Source organism: Tsuneonella sp. HG222, from assembly GCF_053819185.1.
Map to the genome: position 1 here is coordinate 96,943 of NZ_JBSOQZ010000001.1, position 12,915 is coordinate 109,857.

Sequence of the window (12,915 nt, forward strand, 5' to 3'; positions counted from 1 at the left end):
CTCACAACCGCCGGCGTCGTGTCGCGCGCCGGACTCGTTCGGGGCGAACACTAGGCGCTGTGACGGCGCAGACTTGACCGGATAGGCGCTCGACTCTGCATCAAGCTGCCTTTCGGTCAGTCGATGGTGAATATGCTGCGTTGGACGTGGCGCACGCCGCCGCTGGCCTGGATCGGGTCATCCTTCGAATTGAAGTAGTAAAGCGTACCCACGGTGTTGTCGTCGACCAGCCAGGAATTGGGATAGCCCAGGTCCCAGCTGCCGCCGTCGTCGCGCACGATGATCTCCGGGCCCCAGGTCTTGCCGCCATCCTCGCTCACCGTGGCGCGGATGCCCGCGGGCATGAGACGATAACCGTAGATGCATACCACCCGCCCGTCCGGCATGACTACGAGCGTGCCGGGCGCGCCGAAATCGTTCGGACGGCTGAGGAAGGCCCAGGTCGCCCCCCCGTCGTCGGAATGGAAAATCTCCGACCACATCACCCCGGTGGGATCGCGCTGGCAGCGGGTGATGCACAGGATCCGCCCGCTCGGGAGCATGTAGCCCCGGGGATAGAACCAGCGATGCCCGACGAAAGCGACGCTCGGATCGGTGTAGTTGGCGTCCGCGTTGCCGAACGAATCCTCGTACGGCGTGACGTGGGCCATGAAATGGAATTCACGCCCTTCGTTGGTGCTGCCGTAGACCAGCGGGTGGCGGTGGGTGTTGTCCTTGTCGACCGAGAACATGAAGACCAGCAGCCGCCCGTCGGGGCGCACCAGGGTGGATTGCACGCCGGTCATCGCATCATGCCCTTCGAGCGGGATGAGGATCGTCTCGCCCCATGTCTGCCCGCCATCGCGCGACAGGCGGATGGTGCCTTGCGTGCCCTTGGTGGCGAACCCGCCCATCGAGCCGTTCGAGACGAGCACGTTCCTGTCGCGATAATCGACCGGGGCGCTCAACCTGGTAGGCATCTCTTCGCGTTTGAGCCCGCGCCCTTCGCCGCCGGGGCCGGCCATCATGTTGTACTGCGGCCCCTCCCAAATCCGCCCGCGATCGCGCGAGCGCATCGTCACCGTGCGCGGGTTCGAACTGTTCTGGCCCAGCACATCGTGCCGGATCGCGCCGCCGCCGTCGCCGTAGGCGACGTTGCGCGTGGCGAAGTTGGAAATGAGCGTGCCGTCGGCATTTTCCCAGAACCCGCTGGTGAAGGGCCACGAGCAGAATTCGTCATCCCGGCGGTAGACGACCGCGTGATCGACCTGCCTGGGCGGACGGGGGGGTAGGAACCTGGTTGCCAATGGCTCGATCCTGCTTCCGGTTGGCGGGATCGCGTGAAAATCCGCGGCCCTCGATGTTGCGGTTATGGCGCCGTCCCGCTGCGCGACTTTACCCAAAGGGCGAAAGCTTCTGCATCGGGAAGCGTAACGCAGGTCCGGCGCCTTGACCCAAATGGCGCAAACTTATTCCTCGCGCCCCGCCAAAGCCGCTTCCCCCTTGCCCGCGCGCGCATGGCCCCGCAACCTGTCGGCAAAGAACGGCTGCGTCGGTTGCCGGGGGAGAAGGTTTGATGTTTCGTTTCACCGCTTTCGTTGCTGCGCTCTGCCTGACGGCGGCGGCAAGCCCCGTTCTTGCGGAAGACGCTACCCAGGCGCAGGTCGACGATCTCGCCCGGGAAGTCTCGCGGGTCGAAGCGGTGCGGGCGGTCAAGGATCTGAAGCGGACGTACGCGCAATATGCCCAGTTCGGCCTTGCCGACCAGATGGCCGCGCTGTTCTCGCGCGATGCCAAAATCGTCTGGGGCGACAAGACGGTGACCGGGCAGGCCGCCATCGCGAAGTGGCTGCAGGCCCGCGTGGGCGCCCGCGCGGGCCTTGCGACCGGGGCGATGCATACCGAACTGATCGACAGCGAAGTGGTCAACCTCTCCGTCGACGGCACCAGCGCCAAGTCGCGCTTCGAAGCCATGGCGATGGCGGGTGACGGCAAGGGCGGCACGTGGATCGACGGCGGCACTTACGAGGACGAATTCGTCCTCGAGGATGGGCGCTGGAAGCTCAGCGTGATGCGCTACTTCCCGCAGTTCGAGGGCGATTACGCCCGCGGCTGGGCCAACGCCGGGGGCGGCGACCTGCCCCGGCCGGATTATCACTTCACCATCGACGAGACCGGCATTCCCATCCCCGCTGCGGTCGGCGCGGCTCCGGCCTCGGGCAAGACCCTGGAAGCCGTCGAGGAGACGATCGACCGGCTCAACCAGGAGGATTCGGTCCGCAACCTGCAGAACGCGTTCGGCTACTACGTTGACCGCAAGATGTGGGACGACGTGGTCGACCTGTTCGCCGCGGATTCCGCCGTGGAGATCGCCGGGACCGGTGTGTTCAAGGGTAAGGACGGCGCCCGCAAGGCGATGGAGCTGATGGGCTCGCAGGGGCTGGATCACGGCGAGTTGAACGAGCACCCGCTGTTTTCCGTCATGGTCCAGGTTCTGCCGGGCCATCAGGAAGCCCTCTCGCGCGGGATTGATCTCGGTCTCACCGGCGATGCCGACGACGGCACGGCGGGGTGGGAATTCTCCGTGTTCCGCAACCGCTTTTCGCGCGAGAACGGCCTGTGGAAGATCAAGGAGCTGCGGCTCTATCCGCTGCTGAAGAGCACGTATGCCGAAGGGTGGGGCAAGGGCGGCACCGCGCGCCCGGCAGCGGGGATGATGCCCGCCTTCCTCGGACCCAATCCGGCCACAGGGGCAGCCGTGACGGCGAAAGGCTTGCGCCAGGTCGGCGAGGATCGCCTCACTCCGGTGTTCGGGAAAACCTACGCCTTTCCCAACGACCCCTATGCCGACCGCCTGTCGGAAGCGAAGCGGCGCCTGGCCCGCTCGGCCGCCTATGACGCGGTCGAGAACGTCAGCCATGCCTATGGCTATTACCTGACCGACGCGCAGTGGGAATCGATGGGCTCTATCTTCGCCCAGAACGGCAACAAGCAGTCGCCCTTCGCCGGGTATTACCTGGGACGCGACAGAATCATCGCGGCGGCGACCGCGATGTACGGCAAGCCGGGTCCGACCCGTCCCTCGATCCCCTATCACTGGCGGCCGCAGCCGGTCATCCTCGTGTCGCACGACGGGCGCTCGGCCAACCTCAGGACCCGGCTGTTCCAGCCCGCGACCGCCAAGCCCAAGGAAGGGGCGGAGATCGGCGGCGGCCTTGCCGGCGGCATGTATCCCAACGATCAGGCGGTGATCGAGAACGGCATCTGGCGGCTGTGGACCCTGACCATCGACGAGCATTACTGGAACAGCATCGGCTGGAAGGGCGGCTGGTCGGCGGCCAAGGATCCCCCGCCGGGGCAGGTCGCCGGGGTCAGCCGCCTGGTCGAGCGCCTCGCGCCCGACATCCTCCTGACCAAGATGGGCCGGCGGATGGAGCATTTCCGCGGCGGAACCGGCGAAACGCTGCAGTGGCCGCAGATCCTTCCGATGTGGTTCAACTACCGCAACCCGGTGTCGGGCCGCATCCCCGAGCATTACTGGCCCGACGGCGTGCCGACCCTGCTGCTGCCGCAGAGCCGCCTGATCGCCAACGGCTACCAGATGCCGCCGACCGGGCCCGAGCAGGACGGGATCGACATCGGCCTGACCCCGCCCGAGGCGGACGCGATGGAGGGGCGCTGAGATGCGGCGCGGATCGGTCCTTCTCGCCGCCCTGGCGCTCGGCACCGCATGGCCGGCCCTTGCCGACCCGGCGCTCGACAGCTTCGCCCGCGAGGTCGAGCGGGCCGAGAGCGTCCGGGCCGTGAAGACCTTGCAGCGCAACTACGCGCAGTACGCCCAGTTCGGCCTGTGGAACCAGGTCGGCGACCTGTTCGCCCCCGACGGGACATTCCAGTTCGACGGTCTGGTCAAGGACCTGCAGGCAGCATCCGGCCCGACCCTGATCGCCGATTTCCTCCGCACGAGATATGGCGGCGGGCGCGAAGGGGCGGCGAGCGACGGACTTTCCTCGATCTTCGTCGAGAACCCCGTGATCAACCTTTCGGTCGACGGCCAGGGCGCCAAGGGCCGCTGGGACGTGTTGATCTTCCACGGTCACGGCGGCAATGCGCGCATCGAGGGAGGGGTCATCCAGTCCGACTACGTCCGCCGGAACGGCGTCTGGCAGATCCTCACCATGCACTACTACCCGCAGTTCGACGGGGCGTACGAAACCGGCTGGACCAACTGGGGCGGGGGCGACCTGCCGGTGGTCCCGTATCACTTCTCGATCGACGAATCCGGCATTCCCATCCCGCCCGCACAGGGGCGGGCACCCAAGGCGGGCGCCGGGCTAGCTGCGCTGCAGGCGCGCGTCGATGCGATGGCCGAGGAAGACCGCATCCGCTCGCTGCAATCCGCCTACGGCTATTACCAGGATCGCAAGATGTGGGACGACGTCGTCGACCTGTTCGCCGACGACGGGGTGGTCGAAGTCGGCGGCCAGGGCGTCTGGCGCGGCAAGGACGGCATCCGTCGCTGGCTCGAGACCATGGGTCCGGCGGGCCTCACGCACGGCCAGCTCAACGACCAGGTCCAGCTCGACACGACGGTGACGATCGCGCCGGGCGGCAACGAGGCGTGGGCCCATGGCATCGAACTGGGCATGCTGGGCGAAGCGGACGAGGAGAAGGGCTGGTGGGAAGTCGCCACTTTCGCCAATCGCTTCGTGCGCGAAGCCGGCGTCTGGAAACTGCGCGAGATGCGCCGCTTCCCCATCATGAAGACCGACATCTTTCAGGGCTGGGGCAAGAGCAGGATCGTCGATCCCGTGCCCGGCGCCGCTAATGCCCCGGACGAACCTTCGAACGCGCTTTCGGGCGGCGTCCCCATGCCGGCCTTCGCGGCCAGGCATCCGGTCACTTCGCGCGAGATCGCCCCGCAAGGCTCGGCCGCAAAGGTTGCCGCGGCCCCGCTGACATCCGCCATCCCGGCGACCCCCGCCGCTGCAGTGACCCTGTCCGAAGCGAAGCGCAGGCTGGACCGGGCAAAGGCTTGGGACGGGATCGAGAACGTCTCGTCCGCCTACGGCTTCTATCTCGACGATTCGCAGCCCCGGGGGTTCGGCGGCATCATCGCCACCAAGGGCACCAAGATGTCGCCCTTTTCCGGCTGGTACATCACCCGCGAGCGCGTGCTCGGTGCCCGGGTTGCCGGCGAACCGCCCAAGACCCAGCCGGGCATCTCATACCACTGGCTCGTCCAGCCGGTGGTGCAGATTTCGGAGGACGGCCGCTCCGCCAAGGGGCGCTTCCGCCTGTTCCAGCCGCGCACCGGCAAGGAAGTGGGCAAGGCGGGCGACTTCTTTAGCGCATCGTTCTGGGGCGGGATGTATCACGACCGCTACGTGCTGGAGGACGGCATCTGGCGCATCTGGGACCTGACGCTCGACGAACCCTATATCAACCCCGTCGCCTGGAAGGACGGCGTCTGGGCCAAGGCGAAGGATCCCGATCCCAATCTGCCCAAGCGCACATTCCGCGGCGGCAGCTTCCCACCCGATGTGACGCTCGAGCAGGTCGGCCGGCGGGCGGAGCACTTCTGGGGCGGTCCGGGCGAAACCTGGCAATGGCCCACGATCCTGCCGATGTGGTTCAGCTACACCAACCCGGTCAGCGGGCGCGAGCCCGAGTTCTACCAGCCCGGCTGCGTGCCGTGCTCGGTGCGCCCGGACCTCAATCTCGAAGCCAACGGCTATCAGGAGCCGCCCGACGCGCCGGCCGCCAACCGCAGCCCCTAGGCTGCGGCGTCGGCGGGCTGCCTGCGGGGATAGTCGTCCGCGTTGAGGACCCAGCCCGGCATGTCGGAGAAGTCCTCCCGTGGGGGCGCGAAGATGTCGACCAGCACGTTCTCGCCTTCGCCCGACGGGGCGGAGGTGTGGATCACCTTGGGCGGTATGACGCAGACTGACGGGGTGTTGCAGCGCTCGTGTTCGTCGTCGCGCCAGTCGTGCTGGTTGGCCGTCCACGGCCAGCGCAGATGGTGCATGTACCAGCCTTTGAGCGCGAGGCTGCACTGCTCGAAATCGTCGTGGTGGTGGGGCGACAGCTTGGTCACGTCGCGCGGGCCCTGCGGGGGGAATACGTTGACCATGAAGGTGGTGCAGCGGAAGATCTTGCCGAAGCGCCCTTCCTGGTCGGGAATGTCCAGGCTGTAGCTGCGGACCTTCCAGCCGCCGACAGGATCGGGCCAGGGCTCGAACGCCGGTATCTGCGGATGCGGACCTTCATAGGCCGCGTTGTTGTCGGCCAGCGCGACCACGTCGGCATTGGCCGTGCTGATCAGGCGAACGATCCGCCCCCCGGCCGTGCAGGTCACGGTGCTGTCACCGGGTGGAATCATCGTGATCGAGTAGCCGTCGATCCGCGTCGTCTCGCCGTTCCATTCGACGGTGGCGGACATCTCGGGCTCGTGCAGCAGCAGGACGTACTCGTCGGCCTGCCCCTTGCGTTCGAACGAGGCTCCGGGTTCGACCTCCGAATAGCAGACGACGAAATTCTGCCCGCGCGTGTACCAGGTGCGCGCCAGTGCCGAGGATTCCTGCGGCGGGTCGGCGTAGAACCGGCCATAGCTGGATCCACCGAAGGCCGAGATCGGCCCGCTGCCGCCGTTCGCGGTGGACAGGCGGGAGCGCGGATCGTCGACTTCGTACATGGGCAGTTCCTTGCAAACCGGATGATTGTTCCAGGTGGCGCCCGCGGCCGGAAACGGCGGCAGCGGGGCGCGCGCCCTCACAATCTCTTGGCTATGATCGCCCCCCGCAAGGTGCAACGCAAAACGCCGGGCGCTGCCGGATCGGGCAAGTGAGGCGTCCGCCGAGAGCAAAATCCCGGTTGGTCAGAACCCGTTGCGTTCGAGCCAGGCGAACAGCAGCCCGGCGACTTCCTCGTTGTTGAGATCGGCGAACGGGATGTGCGTGTTCCCCTGCAGGCCGGCGTCGGTCAGCTTGAACATCTCGACATGGCCGCCGCGATCGTTGACCGCCTTGGTGAACCGTTCGGCCATCGCATAGAAATTGCCCCAGCCGCCTTCCTGGACGTGATCGCCCCAGACGAGCTGGATCGGGATGCGGGTCAGCCTGGCGAATTCCGCATCCGGGACGTAGACCGGGCCGAACGGACCTTCGCGTTCGCCCGCCACGCGCATGGATTCGGGGAAGACGTAGCCCGGGTTCTCGTAGGCGACGATGCCCTTCACGTTGTCGCTCTTGAGCCGCGTCAGGATCGCCCGAAACCCCCCGGCCGAATTGGTCAGCAGCACCGAGGGGCCGATGCGGTTCATCGCCACCGCGGCCGCATCGGATTCGAGCTGCGCGTTCCTGACCGTGTCGAACTCGTCGTAGCGCGCCCGATAGGCCTGCTCGAGCGCCTGCGGATCGTTGACCGGGAACTGGAGACCGGGGAAGAACTCGCCCACCTTGGGTCCGAAGCGCCACGCGCCGAAGTTGCCCTGGTCGCGGCCGACCTGGGCCTTGTAGGTATAATCCTCGCAGCCCCAGTTCGCCCGCCCGACGCGCGGCCCGTCCCACACGTAAGTGGGATAGCCGGCCCGCAGCAGCTTGGTCTGATAGCCTTCCCCGCCGCTCCAGTTGCGTTGCCAGACCGCCGCGCTCGAACTGTGCCAGAGGAACAGGTTGGTCGGCTTGTTCGCAACGGGAATCTGGTATTCGACGTGGCCGTGATCGCACACCAGGGTCTTGCCGGGTTCACCGATCGTCCGCCCGCCTGCCTCGAACGAACCCTGCCGCGCGATCGCCACGGCGGTGGGCGGCAGGGGACTGGACAGGGTCGTTGCCGCGCATGCCGAAACCAGCATCGCGGCCCCCGCAGACGCGGCCGCGCGCAAGAATGTCCGTGCGATCATGCTCCTCAATCCCTTTTGCTCATTATTGTTCTGCCGCGCCGTGGCGACCGGCTTGGCGCGCTCGATCCGGAATGTCAGATGGCCAGCTTGGCCGAAATGGCCTCGGCCGACCGGCATATCGCCTTGACCAGCGCGGCTGGCGGCTTGGCTGGGATGAACTGGATCGAATCCATCGCCGAGAGCATCGCGATCAGATCGCCCCGATGGTCGCGGATCGGCGCGCTGACCGCATTGATGCCGAGCAGAACCTGCTGGGGCGCGTCCGCCCAGCACTGCCGGGCAATCTGCTCGAGGTCTTCCTTGAGGTCCGCCGGATCGGTGATCGTGAACTCGGTGTATTTCGCCAGCTTGCCCGACGGTAGGGCGCCGTCGCGGACCAGGCGATCCGCCAGCAGCAGCTTGCCGGCGGCGGTGGAATGGATCGGCAGCGGCTCTCCCAGCTTGACCGTGATGCCCACCAGCCCCTTGCCGGGAAGGCTTTCCACGATCGAGGCGCTGTCGCCGTAGACCAGCGAGAGATTGAACGAGTGGTCGAACGTTTCGTGCAGCGCCTGAAGTTCGGGCCGGGCGAGTTCGATGATGCCGTCCTCCGCCGCCTGTCCCACCGCGCGGGCCAGCGCGAGCAGCTTGGGCCCGCGGGCGTAGCGATCGCTGCCGTCGCGTTGCACGGCATAGCCCAGCCCCACCAGTGTGCGCAGGTTGCGATAGGCGCGCGGCTTGCTCATTTCGGTCGCGCGGGCGATCTCCGTCACGCCGATGTCCTCGTGCCCGGCGAGCAACTCGAGAATGCGGACCGCCGCCCCCGCGGCCTGGACCGCCTGTTCGCCGTTGCGCATGCCGGGACTGGTCATCGCATCCCCCTCGCGATGTGCGGATTCGTTCGCGCCGTGGTGGCTTTCGCCGCGACCTATCGCAAGGGCAAAAGACAGATCGCTGGTAGGAATGAGATTCATGCCTGCACTGCTACGCCAATGCGCGCGCCATCCCTTTTTCCCAGCGGACGGGAAACCTGATTGGCAGGGCCTAGCGCCGAGCGGAATCGACGGACGGTCGCCCGAGGGCTAGACCGGCGCCATGAGCCAGGACGAAACGTTCGCGGGGAAGGTCGTCGTCGTTACCGGAGCGGCCTCCGGCATCGGGCGAGAATTGGCGCGGCACCTTGCCGGGGCGGGGGCCTGGCTCTTCCTGGCCGACATAGAGCGCGAGCCTCTCATCGAAGTTGCCGGAGAGATCGGCGCGCGCGCCTTGCCGGTGGACGTGGCAGATTCACGATCCGTCGGTGCGCTGGCGGATGCGGTGGCGGGGCTCAAGGGGCACTGCGACCTGCTGGTCTGCAACGCGGGCGTGGCGTCCACCGGCACCATCGCCGACATGACCCAGGATGATTGGGACTGGCTGTTCGGCGTCAACGTGTGGGGTTTCCTCAATCTTTACCGTGCGTTCGGGCCGCTCCTTGGTGCCGCGCCCGGCGGCGGGGCGATCGGGCTAACCTCGTCGATGTCGGCCTTCCACGTCACGCCTGGGATGGGCGGCTACACGGCAAGCAAATTCGCCGTGACCGCCATCGCCGAGACGATCGCGGCGGAACGGCCGGACCTCGCGATGACTATCCTCTGCCCCGGCCCGGTCGATACCCGGCTCGGATCCGCCCAGCGCAACAGGCCGGCGGGTGGGCGGTCGGGCCTCGTCGACGTCGATCTCGCCGCAGGTGGCGGGGGCGGGCTACACTGGGCCGATCCGACCGACGTCGCCGCCCAGTTCCTCGCCGGAATCGCGAGGCGTGCGCGGTATGTGTTTACTCACCCAGAGTGGCGATCGCACGTCGAACCGCGCCACGCGGCGATCGCATCGGCATTCGCCGCCAGCGCGGACACCGACTGAGTGATTGGTCGCGAACAGCATTGCGCAGGACCGAGAGCCGCCGGAGAACAGCCCAGTGGGGGCAGGGATCGCTAGACTTGGTCCGACGAAGAGGAACACAGTTGTGACCAGAACCCTGCCCGATCCCCGCGAATTCCGCCGCCGGCTGCGTGCGCGCGAGCCGTTGCTGGGCACCTTCCTCAAGACCCCCACATCGCACCATGCCGAGATCTTCGGGTCAGTGGGCTACGACTTCGTGATCCTCGACGAGGAACATGCGCCCTGGACGCGCACGAGCCTCGACGTGGGCATACTGGGCGCTCGCGCCTTCGGTACCGCCCCGCTGGTGCGGATCGCGCGGTCCGATGCGAGCTCGGTTCTCTCGGTGCTGGACGACGGGGCGACGGGTATCATGGTGCCGCACGTGGCCTCGGCACAGAAGGCCCGCGATGTCGTCGCATGGTCACGCTATCGCGGGGGCCTGCGCGGGGCGGGGCTGAGCAGGGGCTCCGACCATGGCGCGCGCGCAGGCGACGAGCACCTCGACCATGCCGACGAGGTCGTCACGGTGATGGCGATGATCGAGGATGCCGAGGCGATCGAGCGCGCCGGCGAGATTGCCGCCGTGGATGGTGTCGACGCGATCTTCCTGGGGCGCGGCGACCTCGCGATTTCGCTGGCCAATGCGGGGCCCGGCGCACCCACGATGAAGGAGGCCGTCGAAACGGTCTGCCGCGCCGTCATGGACAGCGGCAAGGCCCTTTCGGCGGTCGTCGGCGACATCGCTTCGGACGAGGCGAAGTGGCTGCGCGATTGCGGGGTCACGGCGATGATGGTCCAGTCGGACCACGGGTTCCTGCGCAATGCGGCCCTCGCGGCGCTCAAGACATTCGAGCAGGAGATGAAGGGCTGACCTCGTGTCGGCCCATTCCTTCCCCTGCTGCGCTATGCGGCGCCCGCCGAGACCCTAGTCGAGCGAGAAGAAGCTGCGCGCCATGTAGCGCACCGCGCCTTCGCCCCACGGCGGGTACTTGTCGGTCTTGACCTGGATCGGGTCGCTCTTGTCGTTGTAGTAATAGAGCACGCCGACACGGCCGGGCGAGACCTCCCACGCGCGGGGATAACCGATGTCCCAGCTGCCTGCATCTTCCCGGATGATGAGTTCGGGACCCCAGCTGCGGCCGCCATCCTCGCTCACAACCGCGCGGATGCCCGCAGGCTCCAGCCGCCGGCCGTAGACCAGCACCAGGCGTCCGTCGCTCATCAGCACCGGAGCACTCGGGGCGCCGAAATCGGTCGCGCGGGACAGGAACTGCCAGGTGCCCCCGCCGTCGTCGCTCGAAAAGATCTCGGTCCACTGCGCGGCCGCCCAGTCGCGGTCGCGCCGCACCACGCACAGCAATCGCCCGTTCTTCAGCGCCACGCCGCGCGGGTACATGAAGGGCGGGCCGCCATTACGCTCGGGCGCAACGGCCGAGAGGAAATGGAAATCGGTGCCGTCCTCGGAGCTGAGGTAGACCAAAGGTCCGCTCGAACCCGGCGCGCCGCCGAAACCCGGTGCGGTGCCGGTCATGAACAGCAGGCATCGCCCGTCCGCCCGTACCGTGGCGGAATCGTACCCGGCGAGCTGCGACAGGCCATCCATCGGCATGGCGGCGGAGCGCGACCAGGTCTTCCCGGCGTCCTTCGAGATGCGGTAGAACGACAACCGCTCCGGCGCCTCGTGCACGGTCTTGAGGTCTTCGTAGAACGCCTTCACCAGCGGGTCGTTCTGCATATACAGGTAGTTGAAGCTCGTCACCAGGACGTTGGGATCGGTGAAGTCCACTTGGCCCAGCTCGTGCAGTGGGCCCTTGCGCCCGTCGACACCGATGCGCGGGACCATGACGTCGTTGTTCGGCCGGCGCGGGTCGGCATCGACCATCTGCCACGTCCGTCCCTTGTCGTTCGAGCGTACGGTGGCACCGCGCCGCCCGCCAGGGCTGTTGGTGACGAGGGCGGTATGGTTGAGCAGTTCCGCCTTCCCGTCAGCGGCCTCGGCATAATCGACGGTGGCGAGCGAGAAGTTGCTGATGAGCCCGCCGCCCGGCGTCTCCCAGAAGCCGCGCGTGTAGGGATGGCTCGCGAACTCGGAGTTGTTGCGATAGACGACCGCGTTGTCGATGTTGCGCGCCCAGCGTGCCTTGCCGAACTTGCGGATCAGCGGCGCGTCATGAGCGCCGGCAACCTTGGACAGCAGCACCAGCCCGGCCGCCGTGCCGCCGAACAAGGCGTTGCGGCGGGAAATGATCGTTTCAGGCTTCATGGCACTTACCCCTGTGGTTTTGTCCGGGCCGCTCATCGGAGGGCCGATTTCAGAAGCGCGACTGTGGCAGCCCACGCCTGGCTGGCGGAGGCGGCATCGGCATTCGGACTGTCGCTCAGCGCGAACCCGTGCTTGCCCGGCACGACGACAACGCTGCCCTTGAGGCCCGCATCGGCGAACGCCTTGGCCAGATCGGTCTTGTCCTCCGGCTCGCGGGCGTCGGCGTCGCTACCGATGGCGACGTAGTAATCGGCCTGCGTTTCCTTGACCAAGAGATGCGGGCTGTTGGGACGCGCGGTAGCGATGGCCAGTGGCTGGATCGCTGCCACCGCGCCGATGCGGGACGGCGCCGCGCGTGCAGTCAGGAAGGCGTGGACGGAGCCCAGTTCGTATCCCAGGGCGCCGGCCTTGGCGGCGGTGTCGACCTGCGGCTGGGCGTCGAGAAATGCCATGTAGGCCTTGGCATCTGCCAGGATCTTTTCGTCGGTCGCTGCGCCGCGCCAGTCCCTGTTGCGGGTGGCGTAGTCTACCGTGGTGGCCGTCGTCCCGTCGAGCTTGAGGCTGCGATAGTAGGCGTTGGGGGCCAGCACGACATAACCTTCCGCCGCGAGCTTGCGGCCGAGCTCGGTCACGACCGGCCGCAGCCCGGACATATCGGCCCAGAGGAGCACCGCTGGCGCCTTGCTAAGCGCTGGCGTGAACAGCAACGCGTCGGTCGAACCGTCGGGCGTTGCGATCGTGACATGCCGTTCGCTTGCGGCGGGCGCGGCGGGCACGGTGGCACAGGCCGTGGTCGCGAAGGCCAACCCCGCGGCGAGGATCGAGAAGCGCCGGCGCGTCAGCCGGGCGGCGAAGTCTTGCATGGCGA

10 protein-coding genes are annotated in these 12,915 nt (G+C 67.3%); 4 read left to right on the forward strand and 6 right to left on the reverse strand.

Translation table 11 applies throughout. The features are described 5' to 3' along the window. Window positions 1-116: 116 nt before the first annotated feature. Window positions 117-1,286: a sialidase family protein gene (locus ACWPMZ_RS00435; protein ID WP_455702061.1), complete on the reverse strand. Its 1,170-nt coding sequence runs from the start codon at window positions 1,284-1,286 to the stop codon at window positions 117-119. A gap of 269 nt (window positions 1,287-1,555) precedes the next feature. Between ACWPMZ_RS00435 and ACWPMZ_RS00440 the strand changes: the two genes are divergently transcribed. Further along, window positions 1,556-3,661 (forward strand): nuclear transport factor 2 family protein, encoded by a 2,106-nt coding sequence (locus ACWPMZ_RS00440; RefSeq protein ID WP_455702062.1) that lies wholly within the window; start codon window positions 1,556-1,558, stop codon window positions 3,659-3,661. A gap of 1 nt (window position 3,662) precedes the next feature. After that, window positions 3,663-5,759, forward strand: coding sequence for a nuclear transport factor 2 family protein (locus ACWPMZ_RS00445; protein WP_455702063.1), 2,097 nt, complete (start codon window positions 3,663-3,665; stop codon window positions 5,757-5,759). Here the strand turns inward: ACWPMZ_RS00445 and ACWPMZ_RS00450 are convergent. The 3 genes from ACWPMZ_RS00450 to ACWPMZ_RS00460 all read right to left on the reverse strand — a co-directional run bounded on the left by ACWPMZ_RS00450 (window position 5,756) and on the right by ACWPMZ_RS00460 (window position 8,733). Continuing rightward, window positions 5,756-6,673: a hypothetical protein gene (locus ACWPMZ_RS00450; RefSeq protein ID WP_455702064.1), complete on the reverse strand. Its 918-nt coding sequence runs from the start codon at window positions 6,671-6,673 to the stop codon at window positions 5,756-5,758. The two genes, ACWPMZ_RS00445 and ACWPMZ_RS00450, sit on opposite strands and share 4 nt — an antisense overlap. A 183-nt stretch (window positions 6,674-6,856) precedes the next feature. Beyond that, on the reverse strand, window positions 6,857-7,882 hold the full coding sequence (locus tag ACWPMZ_RS00455; protein ID WP_455702065.1) for an alpha/beta hydrolase: 1,026 nt from the start codon (window positions 7,880-7,882) through the stop codon (window positions 6,857-6,859). A gap of 74 nt (window positions 7,883-7,956) precedes the next feature. Further along, window positions 7,957-8,733, reverse strand: coding sequence for an IclR family transcriptional regulator (locus tag ACWPMZ_RS00460; RefSeq protein WP_455702066.1), 777 nt, complete (start codon window positions 8,731-8,733; stop codon window positions 7,957-7,959). A 223-nt stretch (window positions 8,734-8,956) separates the two neighbouring features. On the opposite strand from ACWPMZ_RS00460, the gene ACWPMZ_RS00465 reads away from it, so the two are divergent. Further along, on the forward strand, window positions 8,957-9,763 hold the full coding sequence (locus tag ACWPMZ_RS00465) for an SDR family NAD(P)-dependent oxidoreductase (protein WP_455702067.1): 807 nt from the start codon (window positions 8,957-8,959) through the stop codon (window positions 9,761-9,763). 103 nt (window positions 9,764-9,866) lie between these two features. Further along, window positions 9,867-10,655, forward strand: a complete 789-nt coding sequence (locus ACWPMZ_RS00470) for an HpcH/HpaI aldolase family protein (protein WP_455702068.1) — start codon at window positions 9,867-9,869, stop codon at window positions 10,653-10,655. Window positions 10,656-10,709: 54 nt separating this feature from the next. On the opposite strand, the gene ACWPMZ_RS00475 is transcribed toward ACWPMZ_RS00470, so the two are convergent. Together ACWPMZ_RS00475 and ACWPMZ_RS00480 are read right to left on the reverse strand one after the other, a co-directional pair. Continuing rightward, entirely contained in the window at window positions 10,710-12,047 is a 1,338-nt protein-coding gene (locus ACWPMZ_RS00475; RefSeq protein WP_455702069.1) for a sialidase family protein, read from the reverse strand. A gap of 32 nt (window positions 12,048-12,079) precedes the next feature. Then, entirely contained in the window at window positions 12,080-12,910 is an 831-nt protein-coding gene (locus ACWPMZ_RS00480; RefSeq protein ID WP_455702070.1) for a dienelactone hydrolase family protein, read from the reverse strand. Window positions 12,911-12,915 lie beyond the last annotated feature (5 nt).